Origin of the sequence: Streptomyces panaciradicis, from assembly GCF_023516615.1 — a bacterium.
In the GTDB taxonomy this organism is placed as follows: Bacteria; Actinomycetota; Actinomycetes; order Streptomycetales; family Streptomycetaceae; genus Streptomyces; species Streptomyces panaciradicis.
Window position 1 is genome coordinate 59799 of record NZ_JAMGBF010000040.1, and the last position, 24041, is coordinate 83839.

23 protein-coding genes are annotated in these 24041 nt (G+C 73.9%); 15 read left to right on the forward strand and 8 right to left on the reverse strand.

Going from position 1 to position 24041, the window contains the following annotated elements:
- Positions 1-30: 30 nt before the first annotated feature.
- Positions 31-630 (forward strand): TetR/AcrR family transcriptional regulator, encoded by a 600-nt coding sequence (locus M8J74_RS16115; protein ID WP_249837059.1) that lies wholly within the window; start codon positions 31-33, stop codon positions 628-630.
- On the opposite strand, the gene M8J74_RS16120 is transcribed toward M8J74_RS16115, so the two are convergent.
- From M8J74_RS16120 to M8J74_RS16145, 6 genes are all read right to left on the reverse strand, one after another.
- Complete coding sequence (locus M8J74_RS16120) at positions 627-1397, reverse strand: class I SAM-dependent methyltransferase (protein ID WP_249837060.1); 771 nt, start codon at positions 1395-1397, stop codon at positions 627-629. The genes M8J74_RS16115 and M8J74_RS16120 overlap by 4 nt on opposite strands.
- Positions 1394-2962, reverse strand: coding sequence for a phytoene desaturase family protein (locus M8J74_RS16125; protein ID WP_249837061.1), 1569 nt, complete (start codon positions 2960-2962; stop codon positions 1394-1396). Before M8J74_RS16125 ends, M8J74_RS16120 begins: the two co-directional genes overlap by 4 nt.
- A 95-nt stretch (positions 2963-3057) precedes the next feature.
- Positions 3058-5415 (reverse strand): serine/threonine-protein kinase, encoded by a 2358-nt coding sequence (locus tag M8J74_RS16130; RefSeq protein ID WP_249837062.1) that lies wholly within the window; start codon positions 5413-5415, stop codon positions 3058-3060.
- 62 nt (positions 5416-5477) lie between these two features.
- A complete protein-coding gene (locus M8J74_RS16135; protein WP_249837063.1) occupies positions 5478-6320 on the reverse strand; it encodes an oxygenase MpaB family protein in 843 nt (280 codons plus the stop codon).
- A 9-nt stretch (positions 6321-6329) separates the two neighbouring features.
- Positions 6330-7508 (reverse strand): acyl-CoA dehydrogenase family protein, encoded by a 1179-nt coding sequence (locus M8J74_RS16140; RefSeq protein ID WP_249837064.1) that lies wholly within the window; start codon positions 7506-7508, stop codon positions 6330-6332.
- A gap of 100 nt (positions 7509-7608) precedes the next feature.
- Positions 7609-7983 (reverse strand): four-helix bundle copper-binding protein, encoded by a 375-nt coding sequence (locus M8J74_RS16145; protein ID WP_249837065.1) that lies wholly within the window; start codon positions 7981-7983, stop codon positions 7609-7611.
- Positions 7984-8100: 117 nt separating this feature from the next.
- Here M8J74_RS16145 and M8J74_RS16150 point away from each other — a divergent pair, with 117 nt between their 5' ends.
- Positions 8101-8454, forward strand: coding sequence for a DUF6479 family protein (locus M8J74_RS16150; protein WP_058927205.1), 354 nt, complete (start codon positions 8101-8103; stop codon positions 8452-8454).
- 42 nt (positions 8455-8496) lie between these two features.
- Positions 8497-8847, forward strand: a complete 351-nt coding sequence (locus tag M8J74_RS16155) for a DUF8129 domain-containing protein (protein ID WP_249837066.1) — start codon at positions 8497-8499, stop codon at positions 8845-8847.
- Between the two features lie 174 nt (positions 8848-9021).
- On the opposite strand, the gene ppdK is transcribed toward M8J74_RS16155, so the two are convergent.
- Both ppdK and M8J74_RS16165 read right to left on the reverse strand, forming a co-directional pair.
- Positions 9022-11697, reverse strand: a complete 2676-nt coding sequence (gene ppdK / locus M8J74_RS16160; RefSeq protein ID WP_249837067.1) for a pyruvate, phosphate dikinase — start codon at positions 11695-11697, stop codon at positions 9022-9024.
- Positions 11698-11709: 12 nt separating this feature from the next.
- On the reverse strand, positions 11710-12612 hold the full coding sequence (locus M8J74_RS16165; RefSeq protein WP_249837068.1) for a universal stress protein: 903 nt from the start codon (positions 12610-12612) through the stop codon (positions 11710-11712).
- A 165-nt stretch (positions 12613-12777) separates the two neighbouring features.
- On the opposite strand from M8J74_RS16165, the gene M8J74_RS16170 reads away from it, so the two are divergent.
- From M8J74_RS16170 to hypE, 12 genes are all read left to right on the forward strand, one after another.
- On the forward strand, positions 12778-13422 hold the full coding sequence (locus M8J74_RS16170; protein ID WP_249837069.1) for a universal stress protein: 645 nt from the start codon (positions 12778-12780) through the stop codon (positions 13420-13422).
- Positions 13423-13502: 80 nt separating this feature from the next.
- Positions 13503-13991: a hydrogenase maturation protease gene (locus M8J74_RS16175; RefSeq protein ID WP_249837070.1), complete on the forward strand. Its 489-nt coding sequence runs from the start codon at positions 13503-13505 to the stop codon at positions 13989-13991.
- Positions 13988-16273 carry a carbamoyltransferase HypF gene (gene hypF, locus M8J74_RS16180; RefSeq protein WP_249837071.1) on the forward strand — a complete coding sequence of 762 codons (2286 nt, stop codon included), beginning with the start codon at positions 13988-13990 and terminating at the stop codon, positions 16271-16273. Before M8J74_RS16175 ends, hypF begins: the two co-directional genes overlap by 4 nt.
- Positions 16274-16279: 6 nt before the next feature.
- Positions 16280-16537: a HypC/HybG/HupF family hydrogenase formation chaperone gene (locus tag M8J74_RS16185; protein WP_058927196.1), complete on the forward strand. Its 258-nt coding sequence runs from the start codon at positions 16280-16282 to the stop codon at positions 16535-16537.
- 147 nt (positions 16538-16684) lie between these two features.
- Positions 16685-17821 (forward strand): 4Fe-4S dicluster domain-containing protein, encoded by a 1137-nt coding sequence (locus M8J74_RS16190; protein WP_249837072.1) that lies wholly within the window; start codon positions 16685-16687, stop codon positions 17819-17821.
- Positions 17821-18285: a Crp/Fnr family transcriptional regulator gene (locus M8J74_RS16195; protein ID WP_058927194.1), complete on the forward strand. Its 465-nt coding sequence runs from the start codon at positions 17821-17823 to the stop codon at positions 18283-18285. The genes M8J74_RS16190 and M8J74_RS16195 overlap by 1 nt, the downstream gene beginning before the upstream one ends.
- Positions 18282-19088 carry an FAD/NAD(P)-binding protein gene (locus M8J74_RS16200; RefSeq protein WP_249837073.1) on the forward strand — a complete coding sequence of 269 codons (807 nt, stop codon included), beginning with the start codon at positions 18282-18284 and terminating at the stop codon, positions 19086-19088. The genes M8J74_RS16195 and M8J74_RS16200 overlap by 4 nt, the downstream gene beginning before the upstream one ends.
- A gap of 1 nt (position 19089) precedes the next feature.
- Entirely contained in the window at positions 19090-19842 is a 753-nt protein-coding gene (locus M8J74_RS16205; protein ID WP_249837074.1) for an NADH-quinone oxidoreductase subunit B family protein, read from the forward strand.
- Positions 19839-21200, forward strand: coding sequence for a Ni/Fe hydrogenase subunit alpha (locus tag M8J74_RS16210; protein WP_249837075.1), 1362 nt, complete (start codon positions 19839-19841; stop codon positions 21198-21200). The genes M8J74_RS16205 and M8J74_RS16210 overlap by 4 nt, the downstream gene beginning before the upstream one ends.
- A complete protein-coding gene (locus tag M8J74_RS16215) occupies positions 21193-21819 on the forward strand; it encodes a CBS domain-containing protein (protein ID WP_249837076.1) in 627 nt (208 codons plus the stop codon). The genes M8J74_RS16210 and M8J74_RS16215 overlap by 8 nt, the downstream gene beginning before the upstream one ends.
- Complete coding sequence (gene hypD, locus M8J74_RS16220; RefSeq protein WP_249837077.1) at positions 21816-22922, forward strand: hydrogenase formation protein HypD; 1107 nt, start codon at positions 21816-21818, stop codon at positions 22920-22922. Before M8J74_RS16215 ends, hypD begins: the two co-directional genes overlap by 4 nt.
- A complete protein-coding gene (gene hypE, locus M8J74_RS16225; RefSeq protein ID WP_249837078.1) occupies positions 22919-23953 on the forward strand; it encodes a hydrogenase expression/formation protein HypE in 1035 nt (344 codons plus the stop codon). The genes hypD and hypE overlap by 4 nt, the downstream gene beginning before the upstream one ends.
- Positions 23954-24041 lie beyond the last annotated feature (88 nt).

Sequence of the window (24041 nt, forward strand, 5' to 3'; positions counted from 1 at the left end):
TGCAAGGCGACGGTGGAAGGGATCAACGCTGTGATCGACGGCGACAGCGACGAGACGGGCGGGCGCGGGGCCCCGTCCCGGCGCAAGGACGCCCGGCGCAACAAGGAGACGCTGCTGGAGGCGGCCGCCGCGGTCTTCGTCGCCAAGGGCGTGGACGCGCCGGTGCGGGACATCGCGGCCGAGGCGGGCGTCGGGCTGGGCACGCTGTACCGGCACTTCCCCACCCGGGCGGACCTGATCATCGGCGTGTACCGGCACCAGGTGGAGGCCTGCGCCGAGGCCGGCCCGGCCCTCCTGGAGAGCAGCGGGAGCCCGTACACCGCGCTGGCACTCTGGATCGACCGGTTCGTCGACTTCCTGGTCACCAAGCACGGCCTGGCCGGCGTACTGCAGTCCGACAGCGCCGGTTTCGAGACGCTGCACGCCTACTTCCTCGATCGCCTCGTCCCCGTCTGCGCACAGCTCCTCACCGCCGCGGAGACCGCCGGCGAGATCCGCACCGGGCTGACGGCCTACGAACTCATGCGCGGCGTCGGCAACCTGTGCGCCGGCGCGGAGACCGACCCCGCCTACGACGCCCGCCGCCTGGTCGAACTCCTCGTGGCGGGACTGCGCGCGATGCCGTCCTAGCCTGCCGCTCGGGCCGTCAGAACCGGCTGGTGGAAGCCGGTGGCCTCCGGCGAATGCCAGTCGAGGCCGTCGAACCCCGCCGCGCTCGCGGCTTCCACCAGCTGCTCCCGCGACAGCGCCCGGGAGGCGGCACGCCGGAGGCGGACCTCCCAGCCCTCCCCCTGCGGCAGGAGCTGGAAGTACTCCTGGTCGTAGTGCTCGCCGTCCTCGTGCCAGTGCCAGAGCTGGAAGGTGATCGTGCGGCCGTCCGGGCCGTACGACACCTGCGGCGGCGTCGAGGCGGGACGGGTGCGCCGGAGGGCGTCGTAGTCCCGGAGGGTGAGCAGGAGCAGCCCGTCGTCGCGCAGCGTTCGCCGCATCTCGCCGAGCGCCACGGCCGTGTCCTCGCAGCTCATGAGGTGGGCGATGGAGTTGTCGGCGCAGACGACCGCGTCGAAGGCGCCCGGCCGGAACGGCAGCCGGCGCATGTCGGCCGCCGTGACCGGGAGTTCGACGCCGCGGGCCGCGGCTTCGGCGGCGGCCCGTGCGGCGGCGACGGGGCTCAGGTCGCTGCCGACGACGCGGTGTCCGGCGCGGGCCAGCCCGATCGCCTGCGTGCCGATGCCGCAGGCGCAGTCCAGCAACCGGTGCGGCCCCGGGCCGAGTTCGCTCCGGAGCAGGCCGTCCAGGACGGCGGCCTGACGGGCGATGCTCGCCTCCCAGTCCGGGAAGATCCGGTGGTAGTCGGGGGCCAGCGAGTCGTAGAAGTCTCCGGCCGAGGAGGTCACGCGCCGGTCGCCTCCAGGACCGCCATCGCCGCGTTGTGGCCGGGGACGCCGCTCACGCCGCCGCCGCGTACCGCTCCGGCACCGCACAGCAGGACGTTGGCGTGGCCGGTCTCCACGCCCCAGCGGCCGGTGCCCTCCTGGGTGTGCGGCCAGGCCAGGGCGCGGTGGAAGATGTTGCCGCCGGGCAGGCGCAGGTCGCGCTCCAGGTCCAGGGGGGTCTTCGCCTCGATGCAGGGGCGGCCGTCCGCGTCGACGGCCAGGCAGTCGGCGAGCGGTTCGGCGAGGTGGGCGTCGAGCTGGGCGAGGGTGGACTTCAGGAGTTCCTCGCGCACGGAGTCGTTGTCCGCCTCGAAGAGCCGGGCCGGGGTGTGCAGGCCGAAGAGGGTGAGCGTCTGGTAGCCCTGCTCGACGAGGTCCGCACCGAGGATCGTGGGGTCGGTCAGGGAGTGGCAGTAGATCTCCGAGGGCGGTGCGGCGGGCAGCCGGCCCGCGGCGGCCTGGGCGTGGGCGGTGGCGAGCTGCTCGTAGCCCTCGGCGATGTGGAAGGTGCCGGCGAACGCCTCGCGCGGGTCGACGGAGTCGTCACGCAGCCTGGGCAGCCGCTTGAGCAGCATGTTCACCTTCAGCTGGGCGCCCTCGGCGGGGGCGGGCGGCGCGTCGCCGGTCAGCTCGGCCAGGGCCTGCGGGGAGGCGTTGACCAGCACGTGGCGGGCGCCGACCGTGGCCTCGCCGTCGGCCGTGCGGTACGTGATCTCGGCGGCTCGCCCGTCCGTGTCGACGCGCACCGCCTCGTGCCCGGTGGCGACGACCGCGCCCGCCTCCCGGGCCGCCGCGGCCAGGGCGTCGGTCAGCGCGCCCATGCCGCCGACCGGGACGTCCCACGCGCCCGTGCCGCCACCGATGACGTGGTAGAGGAAGCAGCGGTTCTGGGCCAGCGAGGGATCGTGGGCGTCGGCGAAGGTCCCGATGAGGGCGTCGGTGAGGACCACGCCCCGCACGAGGTCGTCGGCGAAGCGGTCCTCGACGGCGACGCCGAGCGGGTCCTCGAAGAGGATGCGCCACGCCTCCTCGTCGTCGATGCGCCGGCGCAGCTCGTCCCGGGTGGGCAGCGGCTCGGTGAGGGTCGGGAAGACGCGCTCGGCGACGCGGCCCGTCATGCCGTAGAAGCGCTGCCATGCCTCGTACTCGCGCTCGGAGCCGGTGAGCCGGGCGAAGGCCTCCCGGGTGCGCCTCTCGCCGCCGCCGACCAGCAGTCCGGTGGCCCGGCCGGCGCGTTCCACGGGGGTGTACGACGAGATGGTGCGGGCGCGGACGCGGAAGTCCAGGCCGAGGTCGCGCACGATCTTCTTCGGCAGCAGGCTGACCAGGTACGAGTAGCGCGACAGCCGTGCGTCCACGCCGGCGAACGGACGGGTGGAGACGGCGGCGCCGCCGGTGTGCCCGAGGCGCTCCAGGACCAGCACGGATCGTCCGGCGCGGGCCAGGTAGGCGGCGGCGACCAGGCCGTTGTGGCCGGCGCCGACGACGACGGCGTCGTAGCTGCGGTGTGCCTCGTGTGCGGTCATGGTTCTTGGTAACACGCGGTGATCCGGATCGGCCAGAGAGGGACACCGAGCGGTGAGCAGCGGGTGCCATCGGCGACACGGACGCGGCGACGCGATCACTGCCCGCCGGCGGCCTGCTGCCGCTGGCGCAGCACCGCCACCCTGCGGTACAGCTCGACGGCCTCCGCGCCGCGGCCGAGCTGCTCCAGGCAGTGGGCCTCGTCGTTGCGGCTGGCGAGGGCGTCGGGGTGCTCGGGCCCCAGGACGCGCTCGCGGGCGGCGGCCACCCGCCGGTACTCGGTCAGGGCGTCGGCCCAGCGGCCCAGCCAGCCCAGGCCGACGGCGACCTCGCGGCGGCTGACCAGGGTGTCGGGGTGCTCGGGCCCCAGAACGCGCTCGCGGATGGCGCACACGTCGCGGGATTCGGCCAGGGCCTCCTCCCAGCGGCCCAGCCGGCCGAGGTTGACGCCGAGGCCGTGCCGGGCGCGCAGGGTCTCGGGATGGGTGGCCCCCTGGACCCGGGTGCGGTCGTCGATCAGTGCGCGGTACAGGGCCAGCGCGTCCTCGCTGCGGCCGAGCCGGCCGAGGCTGATGCCGATCTCGTAGCGGGCGGCGAGGGTGTCGGCGTGGTCGGGGCCGAGGGCGCGGGCGCGGGCCTCGGCGACCTCGCGGTAGGTCTGCAGCGCCTCCTGCCAGCGGCCCAACTGCCCCAGCGCGTAGGCGACCTCGTAGCGGGTGACCAGGGTGTCGGGGTGCTCGGGGCCCAGGACGCGGGCGCGGGCGGCGGCCACGTCGCGGGCCATGCGGTAGGAGTCCTCCTGGCGGCCGAGCCTGCTGAGGTTGAAGGCGAGGTTGTGGCGGCAGCGCAGGGTGTCGGGGTGGTCGGCGCCCAGGACGCGCTCGCGGGCGGCGAGCACGGCGGTGTACACCTGGTGCGCGTCGAAGTGGCGGCCCAACTGGCCCAGTACGTAGGCCATTTCCTGGCGGGCGGCCAGGGTGTCGGGGTGGTCGGCGCCCAGGACGCGCTCGCGGGCGGCGCGCACGGCGGTGTACACCTGGTGCGCGTCGAAGTGGCGGCCCAACTGGCCCAGTACGTAGGCCATTTCCTGGCGGGCGGCCAGGGTGTCGGGGTGGTCGGCGCCCACGGCGCGCGTTCTCGCGGCGGCCACGAACTTGTACTCCCGCAGGGCGTCGGCCGCGTGGCCGGTGCGGCTCAGGGTGAAGGCGACCTCGTAGCGGCTGGCGAGGGTGTCGGGGTGCTCGGGCCCCAGCAGCCGCGCACGGTCGGCGGCCACCGCGCGGTGCACGTCCCCGGCTTCCGCCCAGCGGCCCGAACGGGCCAGCGCGAGCCCGGCGTTGTGCCGTCCGGCCAGCGCGGTGAGCGTCTCCGGGGCGGGCTCCGGCGCGGTCGCGCCCGGTCGTGCGGCGTCGGGGCGCGGGGTCCACTCGCCGGTCAGCCCGGCGGCCGCGTCCCGCGGGGTGGCGTCCGGGCCGGCGCCCGTGGCCTTGTGGCCCATGGTCATGCCGCGCGTCCACGACGGCAGGCGGGGCGTGCCCGCGGGCCGCTGCCCGGGCGGGTCGAGAGCCGGCCGCGGGGTCACGACGGTCGGCACGTACGCCGGTGTCGTACGCCCCAGGCCGATGCGGCGGCCCAGTTCCTGGGCGTCCGGCGGGCGTTGTTCCGGCCGCTTGGCCAGCAGGTCGAGGATGATCCGCTCGAGGTACTCGGGCAGCTCGGCGCGGTGATGGCGGGGCGGCCGGGGCGGGGTGTCGCGGTGGCCGACGAGGATCGCCCAGGGGTCGTCGAGGTCGAAGGGCGGCACGCCGGTGGCGATCTCGTACAGCACGCAGCCCAGCGAGTACAGGTCGCTGCGCTGGTCCACCTCGGAGCCGCCGATCTGCTCCGGGGACATGTAGTGCGGGGTGCCCATCGCGACGCCGGTGCCGGTCAGCCGGGAGGTGAAGCCGATGTCGTGGCCGAGGCGGGCGATGCCGAAGTCGCAGATCTTCACCGCGCCGTCGGTGAGCCGCACGATGTTGGCGGGCTTCAGGTCGCGGTGCACGATGCCCTGCTTGTGGGTGTAGGCGAGGGCGGCGGCGACCTGGTCGGCGATGTCGACGACGTCGGGGACGGGCAGCGGTCGGTGCTGGTTGTCCTCCAGCAACTGGCTGAGGTTGCGGCCCTCCAGCAGCTCCATCACCAAAAAGAGCACGCCGTCGGTCTCGCCGAAGTCGTGGACGACGGTCACACCGCGGTGCTGGAGGGCGGCGGCCACCCGGGCCTCGCGCCGGAACCGTTCCCGCAGCACCCTGGCGAAGGCCTGGTCGTGGTGGGGCCCGAGGGGCTTCAGGCACTTCACGGCGACATGCCGGCCGAGCGACTCGTCCCGGGCCCGCCACACCTCGCCCATACCGCCCCGCCCGATCAGGTCGAGCAGCCGGTACCGGCCCTGGATCAGCCTGCTGTCCCCCATCGTCCGCGACCGCCCCCGTACCTCTTCGCCCCGCCCACCCCTGGCTCGTCCAGTATGGCGACCTATCGTCCGAGTTTGTACGGTGCCGGACGGGAGCCGGGTCCGAGCCGGTCCATCGCCCGCAGGATGTGCTTGGGCGGCAGTTGCCAGCGCACACGGGCGGGGACGCAGCGCAGCAGGTTGCCCGTGGCCCGCAGGCGCCGGGTGACGGTCTCGGGTTTCGGTGCCGGTCTGCCGTACAGCTCGTGGGCGTACGGCGGCAGGGCGGCGTACGCCAGGTGCGCCACGCGCCGCCACAGCACCTCGCGCGCCGGGACCAGGAGGGGGTGCGTCGGCGGGCGGAGCAGGAAGTCGTCCACCTCGCGTGCCTCGGGTCCGACGGCGAGTTCGGGGCGGACCTTGTCGAAGTAGGCGTTCATCTCGGCCTGGTTCGCGGGGACGGCGTCCGGGTCGAGGCCCACCAGGCGGGCGCTGACGCGGTGTTCGCCGATGTAGCGGTCGGCCTCGGCGTCGGTGAGGCGGAAGCCGGAGCGGCGCAGGACCTGCAGATAGGAGTCGATCTCGGCGCAGTGCACCCACAGCAGCAGCTCGGGTTCGTCGACGCCGTACCGCTCGCCGGTGCCCGGGTCGACGGCCGACAGCATGCGGTGGATCTTGCGCACCCGGGCGCCGGCGCGCTCGGCCGCCTCGGTGGTGCCGTACGTCGTGGTGCCCACGAAGTCGGCGGTCCGCATCAGCCGCCCCCAGGCGTCCCGGCGGAAGTCGGAGTTCTGCATGACGCCGCGCACCGCGCGCGGGTGCAGGGCCTGGAGGTAGAGCGCGCGGATGCCGGCGACCCACATCATCGGGTCGCCGTGCATCTGCCAGGTCACGGAGTTCGGTGTGAACAGCCCGGGATCGCCCATGCCCGCAGGTTAACGCCGTACCCGCGGCATCCCCAGGCCGATCCAGGAGATGATCTCGCGCTGGATCTCGTTGTTGCCGCCGCCGAAGGTGAAGATGACCGCCGAGCGGTAGCCGCGTTCGAGCTCGCCGTGGAGCACCGCACCCGCGGAGCCCTCCTTCAGGGCACCGGCGGCGGCGACGATCTCCATCAGCCAGGCGTAGGCGTCCCGGCGGGCCTCGGAGCCGTAGACCTTGACCGCGGAGGCGTCCTGCGGGGTGAGGGTGCCGTTCTGGACGGCGTTGACCATCTGCCAGTTCAGGAGCTTCATCGCGTCGAGCCGGGTGTGGGTCTGGGCGAGGCGGCGGCGCACCCAGGGCAGGTCGACGACGCGGCGGCCGTCGGCGAGCTTGGTCTCCATGGCCCAGCGCTGCACGTCGTGCAGGGCGCGGATGGCCATGGTGCCGTGGGCGGCCAGGGTGACGCGCTCGTGGTTGAGCTGGTTGGTGATCAGCCGCCAGCCCTCGTTCTCGGCGCCGACCCGCCGGGAGAGGGGGACGCGGACGTTCTCGTAGTAGCTGGCGGTGGTGTCGTGGGAGGCGAGGGTGGTGATGACGGTGCAGGAGTAGCCGGGGTCGGTGGTGGGGACCAGGAGCATGGTGATGCCCTTGTGGGGCGGGGCGTCCGGGTCGGTGCGGGTGGCGAGCCACACCCAGTCGGCGGTGTCGCCGTTGGTCGTCCAGATCTTCTGCCCGTTGACCACGTACGTGTCGCCGTCCCGCACGGCGCGGGTCTTCAGCGAGGCGAGGTCGGTGCCGGCGTCGGGCTCGCTGTAGCCGATGGCGAAGTCGATCTCGCCGGAGAGGACCTTGGGCAGGAAGTACGCCTTCTGCTCGTCCGTGCCGTACCGCATGATCGTGGGGCCGACGGTGTTGAGCGCCATGAGGGGCAGCGGGACGCCGGCCTGGGCGGCCTCGTCGAAGAAGATGAACTGCTCCATCGCCGTCAGGCCGCGGCCGCCGTACTCCTCGGGCCAGCCCACGCCGAGCCAGCCGTCCGTGCCGAGGCGGCGGATCGTCTCGCGGTAGAAGCGTTTCTGCGCGGCGGGGTCGGCGTGGCGGGCGTAGGCGTTGTCCGGTACCAGCTCGGCGAAGTAGTCGCGCAGTTCGGCGCGCAGCCGCTGCTGCTCGGGCGTGTATTCGAGGTGCACGGCGCCTCCAGGCATCCCAGGCCGGTCCTGACGGCGCACACCGTAGAACGTGTTCCAGTAATTGGGAATGGCGAGGATGCGGAAAGAGCCGGGCGGAGCGTCAGCGCAGCGTGGCGAGGAAGTCCGTGCAGGCCTGCGCGCACTCCCGGCAGGCCTTCGCGCCGTCCTCGGCGCCCGCCAGCCGGTCGAAGGCGTGCGCGGCCTCCAGGCACACCGTGCGGCACCATTCCAGCTGGATGCGGATGCCCGCCTCGTCCAGCCGGTTCTGCTCGGACAGCACGCGACAGGTCGCGTCGCACACCTCCGCGCACATGATGCCCTTGCGTCGTACGAGTTCCTGCTCCTCCGTGCCGTCCGGGTCCACGAGGCTCGCGCGCAGAGCACACGCGCGTGCGCACTCCGTGCACGCCTGGGCGCACGCGAAGCGGTCCTCCAGGAACTGGAAGAGCTCCTGCTGGGTCGTTGTCGTAGTCACCCGATTCGGGTAGCCGGAGCCCTCGCCGTCAAACACCCGGCCGCCGCTGACCGTGCGGTTCGCGCCGCCCGGGCGCCCGGCCCGGTTCACGTCCCGGGCTCGGGGTACCCGCGGGTCATGAACAGCGCATCGATGGACATCGCCGCAAGCAGCGCCTCCGCGTTGGGGCTCATCGCGGCCGGCGTGGTGGTCGTGGCCCTGCTGCTGGGCGCCTTCCTGATGGGCTCACGCATTCGCCGCCGGGAGCCCGGTCCGCCGAGTCCGCAGGAGCAGCCGCGGCTGCCGGACGGGGGGCCGGTCCGCGAGGTGCGGGAGGTCCGTGAGCCCGACGAGGTGCCCCGCTCCGACCAGCGGCTGACCCCGCACGAGCTGCCGGGGCACGGCAACTCGCCGACCCGCTCCGCCGCCTCGCAGGACCGGCCGCGCTGGACCGGGGGCAACAGCGGTTCGTTCGGCTCGGGCGGTCACTGAGCCCGTGACCTCCCACTGCCCTCCCGAGAGGAAGTGAGAGCCATGACCGACTCCGCCCGCACCGCCCTGCCACTGCCCGACTACGACCGTCTTCCCCTGGGTGGTCTGGAGAGCCGGATACGGTCGCTGACCGCCGACCAGGTCGACGAGCTGCTCGCCTGTGAACGCGCCCACGCGGACCGGCCGCCGGTGACCGCACTGCTGGCGGCCCGGCGGGAGCGGCTGCGCGCGGGCGCCGAGCCGACGCCGGGCGCCCCCTCGGCGCTCCGTCCCGAGCAGCACGGCGGCACCGCGGGCTCCCCGGTCCCTCCGGCGACCTCGCCCCAGCCCTCCAGCGCGCCCCCGCACGGCACCCCCGACCAGCGGGGAAAGCCGAAGGGCGACCGCACCTAGGAGTCCCCGGCCACGGCGCACGGGCACCCGTGCGCCGTGCTGCCCAGTAAGAGTGACGACCAAAGGAAAAGGCGGCCGCACCGGCGCCTGGCGCGGCCGCGCCGTCCTCCTGTCCACCGCCATGCGGCGGCGGGTACCCGGGGCGGCGAGCCCACTCACCGTCCCCGGGGTCTCTCACCTGCTGTCGCTCGTGCCGGTGGTCTCCGTCAGAGCCGCGCGGCCCGCCTCCAGCCGCGCCGCCGGAATCCGGAACGGCGAGCAGGAGACGTAGTCCAGGCCGGCGCGGTGGAAGAAGTGGATCGACTCGGGGTCACCGCCGTGCTCGCCGCACACACCCGTCTCCAGACGGGGGTTGACGGCCCGGCCGGCCTCGACGGCGATCTCCACCAGCCGTCCGACGCCCTCCTGGTCGATCGTCTCGAAGGGCGACACCGAGAACACGCCCTTGTCGATGTACAGGGGGAAGAAGGACGCCTCCGCGTCGTCACGGGACAGGCCCCACGTGGTCTGGGTGAGGTCGTTGGTGCCGAAGGAGAAGAAGTCGGCGGCCTCGGCGATGCGTCCCGCGGTGAGCGCGGCGCGCGGCAGCTCGATCATCGTGCCGATCGGGCAGTCCAGGGTCAGACCGGTCTCCCGCTGCACCTCGCCGAGCACGGTCTGCGCCTCGTCGCGGGCCAGCCGCAGCTCCTCGACCGTGTCGACCAGCGGGATCATGACCTCGGCGCGCGGGGTGCCGCCGTCGCGCAGCCGCTGGACCACGGCCTCGGCGATCGCCCGCACCTGCATGGCCATCAGACCGGGCACGGCCAGGCCCAGACGGACGCCGCGCAGGCCCAGCATCGGGTTCTGCTCGTGCATCCGCTCGACGGCCGCGAGCAGTTCGCGGTCGTGCGGGTCGGGGTGCTCGGTGCGGGCGAGGCGGACGGCGAGTTCCGTGCGGTCGGGCAGGAACTCGTGCAGCGGCGGGTCGATCAGCCGGATCGTCACCGGCAGCCCGTCCATCGCCTCGAGGATGGCGGTGAAGTCGGCCCGCTGCAGCGGCAGCAGGGCGTCGAGCGCCCGCTCGCGCGCGGTGTCGTCGCGGGCCAGGATCATCGCCTCGACCAGCGCCCTGCGCTCGCCGAGGAACATGTGCTCGGTACGGCACAGGCCGATGCCCTGAGCGCCCAGCGCACGGGCGCGGACGGCGTCCTCGGGGGTGTCGGCGTTGGCGCGGACCTCCAGCCGGCGCACCGAGTCGGCGTGGGCGAGGGCGCCCAGGACCGCGTCGGTGAGCGCGTCGGAGGCGGTGGCGGTCTCCAGCGCGCGTCCGACCTCGGACGCGGTCAGCGGCAGGGCGCCGAGGTGGACGGTGCCCGCGGTGCCGTCGACGGAGACGACGTCGCCCTCGCGGACCACGGTGCCGGACGGAGCGGTGAACTGCCGGGCCACCGTGTCGACGGCCAGCTCCTCGGCGCCGCACACGCACACCTTGCCCATGCCGCGGGCGACCACGGCGGCGTGGCTGGTCTTGCCGCCCCGGCTGGTCAGCACCGCCTCGGCGGCGATCATGCCGGGCAGGTCGTCGGGGGTGGTCTCTCGGCGGACCAGGACCACGTGCTCGCCGGCCGCGGCACGGCGTACGGCCTCGGCGGAGTCGAAGACGACGGCTCCCACCGCGGCGCCCGGCGAGGCGGGCACGCCGTGGGCCAGCGGACGGTCGGTGGCCTTGACGTCGAAGCGGGGGAACATCAGCCGGGTCAGCTCGGCGCCGTCGACACGGACCAGGGCCTCGTCGGCGGTGATGGTCCTCTCCTCGCGCAGGTCGTGGGCGATGCGGAAGGCGGCCTCGGCAGTGCGCTTGCCGACACGGGTCTGCAGGACCCACAGCTTGCCGCGCTCCACCGTGAACTCCACGTCGCACAGGTCGCGGTAGTGGTCCTCCAAAGTGTGCAGGTGCCTGCCGAGATCGGCGTAGGCCTCCGGGTCGAGCTTGCCGAGCTCGCTCAGCGGCAGCGCGTCGCGCACGCCGGCGACGACGTCCTCGCCCTGCGCGTCGGGCAGGTAGTCGCCGTACCGGCCGCGTTCGCCGGTGGCGGGGTCGCGGGTGAAGGCGACGCCCGTGCCGGAGTCGGAGCCCAGGTTGCCGAACACCATCGCCTGGACGTTGACGGCGGTGCCGAGGTCCTCGGGGATGTGTTCGCGGTGACGGTAGACGCGGGCGCGCTCGGTGTTCCAGGACTCGAAGACCGCGCGGATGGCGCGGGAGAGCTGGACGGCCGGGTCCTGCGGGAAGTCCTCGCCGGTCTCCTCGCGGATGATGGCCTTGAACTCCTCGGTGAGCCGCTTGAGGTCGTCGGTGTCGAGGTCGTGGTCGTCCTTCTTCTTGTGCCCGGCCATGGCCTTCTCGAAGAGGTCGCCGTCGACACCCATCACGGTGTGGCCGAACATCTGGATGAGCCGCCGGTAGGAGTCCCACGCGAACCTCTCCTGCCCGGATGCCTCGGCGAGGCCGGTGACGGAGCGGTCGTTGAGTCCGATGTCGAGGATGGTGTCCATCATGCCGGGCATGGAGAAACGGGCACCGGAGCGTACGGACACCAGCAGGGGGTCGTCGGCCGCGCCGAGGCTGCGGCCCATGGCCTGCTCCAGGCCGGCGAGCGCCTGGGCGGCCTCGACGCCGAGCTCGGGCGGCTCCTCGCCGGTCTTGAGGTAGACCTTGCAGGCCTCGGTGGTCACGGTGAATCCGGGCGGGACGGGCAGACCGATCCGGGTCATCTCGGCGAGTCCGGCTCCCTTGCCGCCGAGCAGGTCGGCCATGTCGCGGCCGCCCTCTGCGAATCGGTACACGTACTTCACGGGCGTGCTCATTGAAGAGGCCTCTCAGGCGTGAGGGACGACGGCCACGGGGCAGCCGACGTGGTGGATGGCGGCGTGCGTGACGGGACCGGTGCGCGGGACCGTCGGGTGTTCGGTGGTGCGGCGGCCGACGACCAGCAGGCTCGCGCCCGAGGCGGCGCGGACCAGCACGGACTGCGGGCGGCCCTCGGTCACGGTCTCCACGACCTCGACCTCGGGATACTTGTCACGCCACACCTGGAGCACGGCGCCGAGGAAGCCGAGCCACTCCCCGGGCCGCTCGGACTCGGCGACCAGTCCGAGATCGCCCGGGCCGAGGCCGATCGCGGAGGGCTGCTGCCAGGCGTGGACGGCCTTCAGGCGCGCACCGCGCGTCCGGGCCGCCTCGAAGGCGAACTCGATCACGTCGTCGCAGGGGTCGTTCAGGTCGATGCCGAGGACGACGTCGCGGTACCCGGTCTCCTCGGACGCCCGGCCGTCGGGCCCCGGAAGGTGCTCGTCGGCGGCTTCCTCGTCCGCCCGGACCAGGACGACGGGGCCTGCGGCCCGCGCCACCACGCCGAGGGCCACGGAGCCGACCAGGAATCCGGTGAAGCCGCTGAGACCGCGCGAGCCCAGCACCAGCAGGTCGGCTCCTTCGGCTGCCTTCAGCAGGGCGGCCGTCGCGGGTCCCTCGACCTGCTCGTCCTCGACCTTGACGCCCGGACAGACACGGCGGACACGTTGCTCGGCGTCCCGCAGGGCGCGGCGGGCCAGGAACCGCTGGGCGGCCGTGGGATGCTCGCCCTCGTCCTGGCGCGGACCCCAGTTCCATGCGTGCACGAGCCGCAGCGGCCGGTCTCGGCGGGCCGCCTCCCGGGCGGCCCACTCTGCGGCGGCGAGACTCTCGGCGGAGCCGTCGACTCCGGCGATGACGGGCGGAAGCATGTGCGCACCTCCAGCGCTCGAACTGCTCCTCGGTCCCAGCGTGGTCCCCTGCCCGGGGCGGCGATATGGGCCGCCGGGTCTTCGGGCGGGGACCGTTCGGCCCTCTGTCGCGGGCGGCGTCCGGCGGGCACGGTGGGGGTCCGGCGGACGGAAAGGGGACACGGCATGGGGTGTGTGGTCGTCGCGCGTGACGACGGTTCCGCGGCGGGACGGGCCGCGGTGGCATGGGCCGAACGGGAGGCCCGGCTGCGCGGGCTGACTCTGTCCTCGGACGACCTCGCCGAGCCCCACCGGGTGGGCCGGGACGTGGAGTTGGTGGTACGGCCATGCCCTGCGGCGGACACGGACGGCACCGTGACCGCGGTGCCGGGCCGGCCCGTCGTCTTCGTGCCGGGCGCCCCGGACAGGCTGCCCGGGAGGGTGGCGGTTGGCGTCGACGGACGGAACCCGGCACAGGCCGCGCTCCGCTTCGCCTTCGAGTCGGCGCGGCTGCGCGGTGCGGAACTGCACGCGGTGCACGCCTGGACGCTGCCCGCCGAGGCCGCCGGGACGCCGTTCGCCGTGCCCGAGGGGGACCGTGCGCGGTGGGAGGACCAGGAGGTGCAGCTGCTGTCCGACGCCCTGCGCCCGTGGCGGGCCGGACACCCGGACGTCGAGGTGTGGCCGGACGTCCTGTGCTTCCCCCCGTCCCACGCCCTCACCCACGCCTCCACGACCGCCGGCCTCCTGGTCCTCGGCCACCACACGGGCCACACGGCGTCGGCACTCCTGCGCAGGGTCCACTGCGCGGTGGCAGTGGTGGCCGACTGACGTGCTGGGGAGGGTCGGCCCGGTGTGCGGGTCCGTTCGGCCCATGCCGGGGAGGGGTGCGGCGAACCACCGTGAGGGGCATGAGGACTCGCACGGGTATCGCCGTGATCGGCGTCGGCAACGAGTTCCGGCGCGACGACGGCGTGGGCTGGGCCGTGGTCGCGCGTCTGAAGGAGCGGGCGGCGGACCACCCGCTGCCCGCCGGCACGGTGTTCGCCACCTGCGACGGCGACCCCGGGCGGCTGATCGGCCTGTGGGAGGGCGCCCGGCTCGCCGTGGTCGTGGACGCGGCGCACGCCCACCCCGGCACCCCCGGCCGCGTGCACCGCCTCGAACTCGACGCAGGGCACATCGCACCGCCGTCCGCGACCAGCTCGCACGGGCTGGGGCTGGGCGAGGCCGTCGAGCTGGCCCGCGTTCTCGGCCTGCTGCCGGAACATCTCGTCGTCTACGCCGTCGAGGGCGCCGACAGCGACTTCGGCACCGGCCTGTCCGCCGCCGTCGCGGCCGCCGTAGAGCCCCTCGTGGCGGCGGTCGAGGACGAGATCACGGCCGGGAGCGGGACATGACCGTACGGCGCTTCCAGGTGGAAGGCATCGTCCAGGGCGTCGGCTTCCGGCCGTTCGTGTACCGCACCGCGTCCGCGCTGGGCCTGGACGGCTGGGTGGCCAACGTCGACGGGCACGTGGAGGGCGAGGTCGCGGGCCCGTGCCGGGACATCGAGGAGTTCGCGGACCGCCTGCGCACGGACGCCCCGGCCCTGGCGCGGGTGCGCCGGATCCGGCTGAGCGACGACGCCCGGGCGTATCTGCCCGCCGGCTTCCGGGTCCGGCACAGTCCGCCCGGCGACCCGGACGCCGCGCCCCGCGAGATCCCCCCGGACGCGGCGATCTGCGACGCCTGCCTGCGCGAGCTGCGCGACCCGGCCGACCGCCGGCACCGCTACCCGTTCATCAACTGCACGGACTGCGGCCCGCGGGCCTCGATCATCGAGGACCTGCCCTACGACCGGGTCCGCACCACCATGCGGCACTTCCCGCTGTGCGCGGACTGCGCCGCCGAGTACGCCGACCCGGCCGACCGCCGCTTCCACGCCGAACCCGTCGCCTGCCCAGTCTGCGGGCCGCGGCTGGCCTGGGACGAACTGCGCGGCGAGGAGGCGCTCCGGTCGGCCGTGAAGACGGTCGCCGACGGCGGGATCGTCGCGCTGAAGGGCCTGGGCGGCTACCAACTGGTGTGCGACGCGGGCGAGTCCGCGGCCGTAGCGGAACTGCGGCGGCGCAAGCGCCGTCCCGCGAAGCCCTTCGCCGTGATGGTCCCCGACCTGCCCACGGCGGACCGGCTGGCCCGCGTCGGCGCCACCGAGCGGGCCGCGCTGGCCTCCCCGGAGCGCCCCGTGGTGCTGCTGGCCCGGCGCAGCCGGCACGGCGCTCCCCCGCTGGCGGCCGAGGTGCACCCGGGTCTGGCCCGCGTCGGCCTGTTCCTGCCCACGACCGGTCTGCACCACCTGCTGCTGGACGAACTCGCCCGCCCGCTCGTGGTCACCAGCGGCAACCTCAGCGACGAGCCGCTCTGCATCGACGACGCCGAGGCACGGCACGCGCTCGCCGGTGTCGCCGACGGCTTCCTCACCCACGACCGGTCCATCCGCTCCCGCTACGACGACTCCGTCGTGCAGTTCGCCGGACGGACCCGGATCACGGTGCGCCGTGCCCGCGGCCTCGCCCCCGCTCCCCTGCCGCTGCGCGCCGAGCGGCCGGTCGCCGGGGTGGGCGCCCAGCTCAAGCACACGTTCACGCTGGCCGCCGACGGCCGCGCCCACCTCGGGCCGCACACCGGCGACCTGGCGGACGTCACGACGCACGACGCGTTCGTGGCGTCGTACGAACACCTCAAGCGGCTGACCGGCATCGAGCCCGCCGTCCTCGCCCACGACCTGCACCCGGGCTATCTGTCGACCCGCTGGGCGAAGGAGCAGCCGGTGCGGCGGATCGCGGTGCAGCATCATCACGCGCACGTCGCCGCGTGCGCGGCCGAGCACGGGGTGCGCGGCCCGTTCATCGGGGTCGCCTACGACGGCCTGGGGCTCGGCGACGACGGAACCCTGTGGGGCGGCGAGATCCTCGTCGCGGGCCTCGGCGGCTACCGCCGTGTCGGCAGGTTCGCGACCGCGCCGCTGCCGGGCGGCGACTCGTCGGTGCGCCACCCCTCCCGTACGGCCCTGGGCCTGCTGCTCGGCGGGGAGACACTCGGCTCCCCGCGGCCGTACCCCTGGCTGACCCGGCCCTTCACCGAACGGCTCGACCCGGCCGAGGTGGTCGCGGTACGGGCCATGGTGGCCCGGGACGTCAACTGCCCGCGCGCCTCCAGCGCCGGACGGCTCTTCGACGCGGTCGCCTCCCTGCTGGGACTGTGCGACCGGACCGGATACGAGGGCGAGGCGGCTGTCCTGCTCGAGACGGCGGCCGGTGATCTGCACGCGGTGCCGCTGGCCCATCGGATCGTGCGGGCGCAGGGCCTGTGGGTGTACGACCCCACGCCGACCGTCGCGGACCTGCTGCGGCGGCGGCTGGACGGGGAACCGGTTCAGAACCTGGCAGCGGCCTTCCATCTGACGCTCGGGATCGTCACCGCGGAGCTGGTCGCCCAGGTGGTGGCCGACGGCGCGCCGCACACGGTGTGTCTGGGAGGCGGTTGCTTCGTCAACCGCCGGCTGCTGACCGAGGTGAAGCGGCGCCTGCACGCGCAGGGGCTGCGGGTGCTGGTCGGCGGCGAGGTGCCGGTCGGGGACGGCGGGATCAGTTACGGACAGGCGGCGGTCGCGGCGGCGCGGCTGGGCGCGAAGGGATGAGGGCGGATGTGCCTGGGGATTCCGGGGCGGGTCGTGGAGGTGCACGACGACGCCGGACTGCGGATGGCGACGGTGGACTTCGGCGGCGTACGCCGTGAGGTCTGCCTGAGCTGCACGCCGGACGCGGACGTGGGGACGTACGTCATCGTGCACGTCGGTTTCGCGATCACGGAGGTCGACGAGGCGGAGGCCCGGCGGACGCTGGACGTGCTGCGGGCGATGGCGGGAGCGGTCGAGGGCGAGCTGGGTGAAGCCCTGCCCTAGGACGGGCCCAGGGGTTCGGGTCGTCCCAGGGGCGAGGACCCGGTCGGCTCGGGCGGGAGGGCCGGTCGGCCCCTGCCACGGGCGTGCCTCCCCGACCCAATCTGAAAGTGGATCCGTACGACCCGCCTTTCGACGAGGAGGACCGTCATGACCGCCACCGCAGCGCCGGCCGTGCTCGACCGGAAGGGCCTGGACGCCTTGGTCGCGGCACTGGTGGCACAAGGGCGGACCGTCGTCGGACCGACCGTCCGCGACGGGGCGGTCGTCCTGGCGGAGCTGACCTCCGCGGACGCCCTGCCCTTCGGCTGGGGGGTCGAGCTGGAGGCCGGGCGGTACCGGCTCGTGCGCCGGGAGGACGGCGCCGCCTTCGCGCACAGCGCGGGGCCGCAGTCCTGGAAGAACTTCCTGCACCCGCCGCGGGAGCGGCTGTGGAGCGCCGACCGGAAGCCGGACGGCGAGGTCGTCTTCGGCGCGGAGGAGCCGGCCGACCCGTCGTACGCCTTCCTCGGCGTGCGGCCCTGTGATCTGCGGGCCATCGCGATCCAGGACCGGGTGCTGACCGGGGGGCGGTTCGAGGACTCCGGCTACGGCAGGCGGCGCTCCGGGGCGCTGCTGATCGCCGCCGAGTGCACCGAGCCCGGCGCCACCTGCTTCTGCGTCTCCACGGGGGGCGGGCCCGCCGCCGACCCGGGATACGACCTGGCGCTGACCGAGGTCGTGGACGAGCACGGGCACCGGTTCCTGGTGCGGGTGGGCAGCGAGGAGGGCGCCCGGCTGCTGGAGCAGGTGCCGCATCGCGCGGCCGACCCGGTCACCGAGGACACCGCCCGGGCCTCGGTGGAAGGCGCCCGGGACCGTATGGGGCGCTCGCTGCCGCCGGTCGACCTGCACACGCTGATGGGTTCGAGCCTGGACGCCGACCGCTGGAACGACGTCGCCGAGCGCTGTCTGACCTGCGGCAACTGCACCATGGTGTGCCCGACCTGCTTCTGCACCACCACGGAGGAGGTTACCGACCTGACCGGTGACCACACCGAGCGCTGGCAGCGCTGGGACTCCTGCTTCGACCTGGACTTCTCCTATCTGCACGGCGGGCCGGTGCGCCGTTCGGCCCGCAGCCGCTACCGGCAGTGGCTCACGCACAAACTGTCCACCTGGCACGACCAGTTCGGCACCTCGGGGTGCGTGGGCTGCGGGCGCTGCATCGCCTGGTGCCCGGTCGGCATCGACATCACCGAGGAAGTGGCCGCGCTCAAGGCCGAATCCGAAACGGAGACCGACTGATGCCCCCCTCGATCGCCCTGCGCATGAACCACGCTCTGCCCGCCGAGCACCGCGAGCGGCTGCTGCGCATCGGCCGTGAGGCCGAGTTCCCGCAGGGCGCCCGTCTCTTCGAGGAAGGCGGGCACGCCGACCGCTTCTGGATCGTCCGCAGCGGGACGGTCGCCCTCGACATGCACGTGCCGGGCCGCCGGCCGCCGGTCATCGAGACCATCGGCACCGGTGACCTCGTCGGCTGGTCCTGGCTGTACGAACCGTTCGTGTGGCAGCTCGGCGCGGGAGCCGTGACGGCGCTGCGGGCCTACGAGTTCGACGCGGTCGCCGTCCGTCTGATGTGCCTGAACGACGCCGAGTTCGGGCGCGCGGTCGAGCACTGGGTGGGCCGGGTGCTGGCGCACCGGCTCAACGCGGCGCGCGCCCGGCTCGTCGACCTCTACGGCATCTACGAGACGAAGGAAGAGCGATGACCGCCGTACCGGTCCCCCATCGTGTGATCTCCCGGCGCCCGGAGACCGCGGACACGGTCACGCTGCGGTTCGAGCCGGTCGGCCGTCCGCTCGCGGACTTCCTGCCGGGACAGTTCGCGATGGTCCATGCCTTCGGCCGGGGCGAGATCCCGGTGTCGGTGAGTTCGGTGCAGGCCACGGGCGGCCTCGCCCACACCGTGCGGTCGGTCGGCGCGGTCTCCGACGGGCTGTGCGCGGCCCGGGTCGGCGACGTCGTCGGCATCCGCGGGCCGTACGGCACCAGCTGGGAGCTTCAGCGGGCGCGCGGCCGGGACGTGGTGATCGTGGCGGGCGGCATCGGCTTCGCGCCGCTGCGCCCGCTGATCCTGGGAGCGCTGGCCGAGCCGGAGGCGTACCGGCGCATCAACGTCCTGATCGGCGCGCGCACCCCGAGCGACCTGATCGCCCGTGCAGAGGTGGCGAGTTGGGCCACCGCGTACACCGGGGTGACGGTGGACCAGCCCGAGCCGGACTGGCGCGGGGACGTCGGCGTGGTCACCCAGCTGCTGGGGCGGGCGCAGTTCGAGCCGGAGGAGACGACGGCGTTCGTGTGCGGGCCCGAGCCGATGATCCGGGCCACCGCACGTGAACTGATCCAGCACGGCGTGCCCCACGACCGGGTGCAGGTGTCGCTGGAACGCAACATGCGCTGCGCGACCGGGCACTGCGGGCACTGCCAGCTGGGACCGGTGCTGGTGTGCCAGGCGGGCCCCGTCGTGGACTGGGCGCACGCCGAACCCCTGCTCGCGGTAAGGGAGTTGTGAGATGGCACCGAAACTCGCGGTGTTCAAGCTGGCCTCCTGCGACGGCTGCCAGCTCACCCTGCTGGACTGCGAGGACGAACTTCTCGCGCTCGCCGGCGAGGTGGAGATCGCGCACTTCCTGGAGGCCACCAGCGCGGTGCAGCCCGGCCCCTACGACCTGTCCCTGGTCGAGGGCTCGGTGACCACGCCCTCCGACGCCGAGCGCATCCGGCAGATCCGGGCCGCCTCCCGGCACCTGGTGACGATCGGGGCGTGCGCGACCGCGGGCGGCATCCAGGCCCTGCGCAACTTCGCGGACGTCGACGAGTTCCGGCGCACCGTCTACGCGCACCCCGAGTACATCGAGACGCTCGCCACCTCCACCCCGGTCTCGGCCCATGTGGACGTCGACTTCGAGCTGCGCGGCTGTCCGATCGACCGGCGCCAGCTCATCGAGGTGCTCACCGCGTTCCTGGCCGGCCGCAAGCCGGACATCCCCGACCACAGCGTGTGCTTCGAGTGCAAGCGGCGCGGCACGGTCTGCGTGACCGTCGCGCACGGCACGCCCTGTCTGGGTCCGGTCACGCACGCCGGCTGCGGGGCCCTGTGCCCGGCCTACCACCGCGGCTGCTTCGGCTGCTTCGGGCCGTCCGGCTCGGTGAACCTGCCCGCGCTGATTCCCGTGCTGCGCCGCGACGGCCTGGACGACGACGCCGTGGAGCGCTTCCTGCACACCTTCAACGCCCCTGCGTTCGACAAGGAGTTGGGCAAGTGACGCACCGCGGATCCCGTGTCCTGCACGTCGGCTCGCTGTCCCGGGTCGAGGGCGAGGGCGCGTTGCGCCTGCACGTCCACGACCGCACGGTCACCGAGGCGCGGCTGGAGATCTACGAGCCGCCCCGCTTCTTCGAGGCGTTCCTGCGCGGCCGGTCCTACACCGAGCCGCCCGACATCACCGCCCGGGTGTGCGGCATCTGCCCGGTGGCCTATCAGATGAGCGCCTGCGCGGCGATCGAGGACGCCTGCGGGGTCGAGGTGGACCCGGTGATCCGGGATCTGCGCCGGCTGCTGTACTGCGGCGAGTGGATCGAGAGCCAGGCCCTGCACATCTATCTGCTGCACGCCCCGGACTTCCTGGGCCGTCCCAGCGCGATCGAGCTCGCCCGGACGCACCGGGCCGAGGTGGAGCGCGGACTGCGACTGAAGAAGGCCGGCAACGACATCATGGAGCTGGTCGGCGGCCGTGCGGTGCACCCGATCAACGTGCGGCTGGGCGGCTTCCACCGCGCCCCGACCCGCGCCGAACTGCGGCCGCTGCGCGAGCAGTTGAAGCGGGCCCTGGACGACGCGTGGGAGACCGTGCACTGGGTGGCGGGCTTCGACTTCCCCGAGGGGCGCACGGACGCGGACCTGCTGGCGCTGGCCGCGGCCGACACGTACGCGATCGAGGGCGGCACGCCGACCGTGGTGCGCGCCGACGGCAGCCGCGACTCCTTCCCGGTGCGGGAGTTCCTCGAGCATGTCACCGAGACCCATGTGGCCCACTCCACCGCGCTGCACTCGCGGCTGGACGGGCGGCTGCACCTGACCGGCTCGCTGGCCCGGTTCGCGGTCAGCGGCTCCCTGCTGTCGCCGGTGGCGCGACAGGCCGCCGTGGCGGCGGGGCTCGGTGACCCGCGCGAGGGCGCCGTGTGCCGCAACCCGTTCCGGTCCATCCTGGTGCGTGCGGTGGAGGTGGTGTACGCCGTCGGCGAGGCGCTGCGCATCATCGACGGTTACGAGCCGCCCGCGTCCCCGTACGCGGAGGTGCCGCCGGTCGCGGGTGTCGGGCACGGTGCCACGGAGGCCCCGCGCGGGGTGCTCTACCACCGCTACGAGATCGACGCCGACGGCCTCGTCGCCGACGCGACGATGGTGCCGCCCACCGCTCAGAACCAGGGCGCGATCGAGGACGACCTGCGCCGGCTGGCCCAGGCCGCCATCGGCGAAGGCGACGTGGGCGACGAGGAGTTGACGGACCTGTGCGAGCGGGCGATCCGCAACCACGACCCGTGCATCTCGTGCTCCACCCACTTCCTCGACCTGACCGTCGTCCGTACCTCGGGCCCGACCGCGGGAGGCCACCGTGCCTGAATCTCCGTACACCGTGAGCGATGTGATGACGCAGACCGTCATAGCCGTCGGGCGCGACGCCTCCTTCAAGGAGGTCGTCGGCCTCATCGACCAGTGGAAGGTGAGCGCCCTGCCCGTCCTCGTCGGCGAGGGCCGGGTCGTGGGCGTGGTCTCGGAGGCGGATCTGCTGCCCAAGGAGGAGTTCCGCGACGGGGGCGAGGAGAACGCGGAGCGCACCGAGCGGGAGAAGGCGGCCGCGCTGACCGCGGGCGAGCTGATGAGCACCCCCGCGGTGACGGTGCACGCCGACGCCACCGTCGCCGAGGCGGCCCGCATCATGGCCCGCCGGCACGTCAAGCGGCTGCCGGTGGTGGACTCGGTGGACATCCTGCAAGGGGTGGTGAGCCGCAGCGATCTGCTCAAGGTCTTCCTGCGGAACGACGAGGAGATCGCCGACGAGGTCCGCCACAGCGTGCTGAGCCAGCTGCCGATCACCACTCCCCTGACGGTGACCGTGGCCGACGGCGTGGTCACCCTGGGCGGCGTGCTGCCCGACCGCACCCTGGTGCCGATCGTGGCGCGGGCGGTGCGGGCCGTGGAGGGCGTCGTGGACATCCGGCTCGACCTCACGCACCGATGAAGTATCTCGACGAGTACCGCGACCCCGCGCTCGCCCGGCGGCTGCTGGAGGAGCTGCGGGGCACGGCCACCCGGCCCTGGCGGATCATGGAGGTGTGCGGCGGGCAGACCCACACCCTCGTCCGCCAGGGCATCGACGAGCTGCTGCCCGCCGGGATGCGGATGATCCACGGCCCGGGCTGCCCGGTGTGCGTGACCCCGCTGGAGACCCTCGACCGGGCCATGGCGATCGCCGCCCGCCCCGGCGTGATCTTCACCAGCTTCGGGGACATGCTGCGCGTGCCCGGCAGCGAGACCGACCTGCTGTCGCTGCGGGCGCGCGGCGCGGACGTCCGGGTGGTGTACGCCCCGATGGACGCCGTGCGTCTGGCCGCGGCGAACCCCGACCGGGAGGTCGTCTTCCTCGCGGTCGGCTTCGAGACGACGGCGCCGGCCAACGCCACGGCCGTCCTGCACGCCGCCCGGCTGGGGCTGACGAACTTCTCCCTGCTGGTCAGCCACGTCCTGGTGCCGCCGGCGATGACCGCGCTGCTGGAGGACCCCGACTGCGAGGTGCAGGCGTTCCTGGCGGCGGGGCACGTGTGCGCGGTGATGGGCTGGCGCGAGTACGAGCCGATCGCCGCCCGCTACCGGGTGCCGATCGTGGTGACCGGCTTCGAGCCGCTGGACCTGCTGGAGGGCGTCCTGATGGCCGTCCGGCAGCTGGAGGCGGGCCGCTTCGAGGTGGAGAACCAGTACGTGCGGGCGGTGCGCCGCTCGGGCAACACCGACGCCCAGGAGGCCGTACGGAAGGTCTTCCAGGTCACCGACCGGTCCTGGCGGGGCATCGGCGCGCTGCCCGACAGCGGACTCGAACTCGCCGACGCCTACGCCGGGTTCGACGCAGCCCGCAGGTTCGACGTGGGCGGGCTGCGTCCCGTGGAGGACCCCGAGTGCATCGCGGGCGCCATCCTGACCGGTGCCCGGCTGCCCACCGACTGCCCCGCGTACGGCACCCGCTGCACGCCCCGTCATCCCCTCGGCGCGCCCATGGTGTCGTCCGAGGGCACGTGTGCCGCCTTCCACGCGGCCGGACGCACCGCCTCGGCGAGGAGCACACCATGAACATCGACTGCCCCACCCCCCGGCACGAGGAGGAGGTCGTGCTGCTGGGCCACGGCGCCGGCGGCCGGCTCACCGAGGAACTCCTGGAGTCCGTGGTGCTGCCCGCGGTCGGCGAGGCCGAGGGGCCGCTGGAGGACGCGGCGCTGCTGCCGGGCCGGCCGGACCTGGTGATGAGCACCGACAGCTTCGTCGTCAGCCCGCTGTTCTTCCCCGGCGGCGACATCGGGTCCCTCGCCGTCCACGGCACGGTCAACGACCTGGCGATGCGGGGCGCCCAGCCGCTCGCGCTGTCCGTCTCGCTGATCATCGAGGAGGGCCTGCCGCTGTCCGAACTGCGCTCGGTGATGGCCTCGCTGGGCAAGGCGGCGCAGGACGCGGGCGTGCCCGTGATCACCGGGGACACCAAGGTCGTGGGCCGTGGCGCCGCCGACCGGCTGTTCATCAACACCACCGGCGTCGGCCGGCGGTACGCGCCGTTGTGCCCGTCGGCGGCGAACGCCCGGCCCGGCGACGTGATCCTGCTGTCCGGGCCGATCGGGCTGCACGGCACGACCGTGCTCAGCACCCGGGAGGGCCTGGGCTTCGAGGGGGACATCGCCTCCGACAGCCGTCCGCTGCACCGCCTGGTGCACGCGCTGGAGCCTCTCGGTGCCGCCGTGCACGTACTGCGCGACCCGACGCGGGGCGGGCTGGCCGCCTCGCTCAACGAGATCGCCCGGGACTCGTCGGTCGCCGTCGAGATCGAGGAGAGCGCGGTGCCCGTGCCGGAGGCCGTCGCCTCCGCGTGCGACCTGCTCGGCCTGGATCCGCTGGTCGTCGCGAACGAGGGCTGCATGGTGGCGTTCGTCGCCCCGGAAGCGGCCGAGGACGCGCTGACGGCGATGCGGTCGCTGCCGGAGGGCGCCCAGGCGGTGCGGATCGGCGAGGTGCTGCACGAGGGTCCGCGGGGTCGCGCGACCCTGCGGACCCTGGTGGGCGCCCGCCGCATCGTGGAGATGCCCCTCGGCGAGCAACTGCCGCGCATCTGCTGAGCCTCGGGGCCTGCGGCTCGGCGAGCGGCGCCGCGAACCGCCTGCTGAGGCGCCGCCCCTCCGCGGACACACGAAAGAGCCGCCGTGA

Coding starts and splice junctions, on each gene's coding strand:
- M8J74_RS16125 (WP_249837061.1), bottom strand. CDS start 2,962: ATGACCGCACACGAGGCACACCGCAGCTACGACGCCGTCGTCGTCGGC.
- M8J74_RS16130 (WP_249837062.1), bottom strand. CDS start 5,415: ATGGGGGACAGCAGGCTGATCCAGGGCCGGTACCGGCTGCTCGACCTG.
- M8J74_RS16135 (WP_249837063.1), bottom strand. CDS start 6,320: ATGGGCGATCCCGGGCTGTTCACACCGAACTCCGTGACCTGGCAGATG.
- M8J74_RS16150 (WP_058927205.1), top strand. CDS start 8,101: ATGAACAGCGCATCGATGGACATCGCCGCAAGCAGCGCCTCCGCGTTG.
- M8J74_RS16155 (WP_249837066.1), top strand. CDS start 8,497: ATGACCGACTCCGCCCGCACCGCCCTGCCACTGCCCGACTACGACCGT.
- ppdK (WP_249837067.1), bottom strand. CDS start 11,697: ATGAGCACGCCCGTGAAGTACGTGTACCGATTCGCAGAGGGCGGCCGC.
- M8J74_RS16165 (WP_249837068.1), bottom strand. CDS start 12,612: ATGCTTCCGCCCGTCATCGCCGGAGTCGACGGCTCCGCCGAGAGTCTC.
- M8J74_RS16170 (WP_249837069.1), top strand. CDS start 12,778: ATGGGGTGTGTGGTCGTCGCGCGTGACGACGGTTCCGCGGCGGGACGG.
- M8J74_RS16175 (WP_249837070.1), top strand. CDS start 13,503: ATGAGGACTCGCACGGGTATCGCCGTGATCGGCGTCGGCAACGAGTTC.
- hypF (WP_249837071.1), top strand. CDS start 13,988: ATGACCGTACGGCGCTTCCAGGTGGAAGGCATCGTCCAGGGCGTCGGC.
- M8J74_RS16185 (WP_058927196.1), top strand. CDS start 16,280: ATGTGCCTGGGGATTCCGGGGCGGGTCGTGGAGGTGCACGACGACGCC.
- M8J74_RS16190 (WP_249837072.1), top strand. CDS start 16,685: ATGACCGCCACCGCAGCGCCGGCCGTGCTCGACCGGAAGGGCCTGGAC.
- M8J74_RS16195 (WP_058927194.1), top strand. CDS start 17,821: ATGCCCCCCTCGATCGCCCTGCGCATGAACCACGCTCTGCCCGCCGAG.
- M8J74_RS16200 (WP_249837073.1), top strand. CDS start 18,282: ATGACCGCCGTACCGGTCCCCCATCGTGTGATCTCCCGGCGCCCGGAG.
- M8J74_RS16205 (WP_249837074.1), top strand. CDS start 19,090: ATGGCACCGAAACTCGCGGTGTTCAAGCTGGCCTCCTGCGACGGCTGC.
- hypD (WP_249837077.1), top strand. CDS start 21,816: ATGAAGTATCTCGACGAGTACCGCGACCCCGCGCTCGCCCGGCGGCTG.
- hypE (WP_249837078.1), top strand. CDS start 22,919: ATGAACATCGACTGCCCCACCCCCCGGCACGAGGAGGAGGTCGTGCTG.